The organism is Candidatus Competibacter denitrificans Run_A_D11 (assembly GCF_001051235.1).
Classification (GTDB): Bacteria; Pseudomonadota; Gammaproteobacteria; order Competibacterales; family Competibacteraceae; genus Competibacter_A; species Competibacter_A denitrificans.
This window is the reverse complement of sequence record NZ_CBTJ020000050.1, coordinates 1-1,044: the sequence shown is the minus strand read 5'-3', so window position 1 is coordinate 1,044 and position 1,044 is coordinate 1. Positions and strand designations below refer to the sequence as shown.

At 56.7% G+C, this 1,044-nt stretch carries 1 protein-coding gene; it reads left to right on the top strand.

The genetic code is table 11. The features are described 5' to 3' along the window. Positions 1-42: 42 nt before the first annotated feature. Positions 43-1,038, top strand: coding sequence for an IS701 family transposase (locus tag BN873_RS11270; RefSeq protein ID WP_048673717.1), 996 nt, complete (start codon positions 43-45; stop codon positions 1,036-1,038). Positions 1,039-1,044 lie beyond the last annotated feature (6 nt).

The following is a 1,044-nucleotide window of genomic DNA, read 5'->3' as shown; positions in this document are numbered from 1 at the left end:
AGGAGTTACGCAGTTGGTTGATAAAGAGCGATAAGGAAGGTTATGAACCCACCGAAAGTCACAGATGAAGACTACATCCAGTTTCTGATAGCGACACCGAAGGTCTGCAGCGCGACGGAGGCAGCGCGGGTGCAGCCGGAGGAAGCGAATGCCCCACAACACGATGCGTTTACCCGCTTGTTACATCGGCTGGAGCCAGACGCCTTGACGTTATGGAAGGAAGCGGCTGTGCAAGTAGAACGGCAGGGGGGCGTACTGGTGGTGGACGACTCGACCTTGGACAAACCCTATGCCAAGAAAATGGAGCTTATCCACCGCCATTGGTCGGGAAAGCACCACGCGGTGGTGGAGGGCATTAACCTGATTACCCTGTTGTGGAGCGAGGGTGACCGGCATGTGCCATTGGACTACCGGATTTACGACAAAGCCGGGGATGCACTGACCAAAAACGATCATTTCCGCACGCTGCTGGAGACAGCCCACACGCGGGGCTTTGTCCCGGAATGCGTGGTTTTTGATAGTTGGTACAGCAGTTTAGAAAACCTCAAACAGATTCGGGCGTGGGATTGGGTGTGGCTGACCCGTCTGAAAGCCAACCGCCTCGTCAACCCCGACCGGACGGGCGCACGCCCGGTCGCCCAGGTCAACACCGACGCCCACGGCACGCTCGTGCATCTCAAGGGCTATGGCCTCATTCGTTTATTTCTGATCGTCACCCCAGACGGCGACAGGGAATACTGGGCCACCAATGACCTCAACATGAAAGCCCTCACGCGCGTACGCTTTGCCGGTTACGCCTGGACCATTGAAACCTATCACCGGGGAATCAAGCAATATTGTGGGGTCGAACGCGCTCAGGTTCGCGCCGCTCGCGCTCAACGCAACCACATCGGTCTCGCATTACGCGCCTTCTTACGCCTGGAGTGCCATTGTTATCGCAAAGGAATCAGCTGGTTTGAGGCGAAACTCGCTATCATCCGCCCCGCCATCCGCACCTATCTGACTAATCCACTTTACAGGCTACCGGCAACTGCGTAACTCCTA

What these genes read in the sequence shown, in the direction of transcription:
- BN873_RS11270 (WP_048673717.1), top strand. Translation starts at nt 43, where the DNA reads ATGAACCCACCGAAAGTCACAGATGAAGACTACATCCAGTTTCTGATA.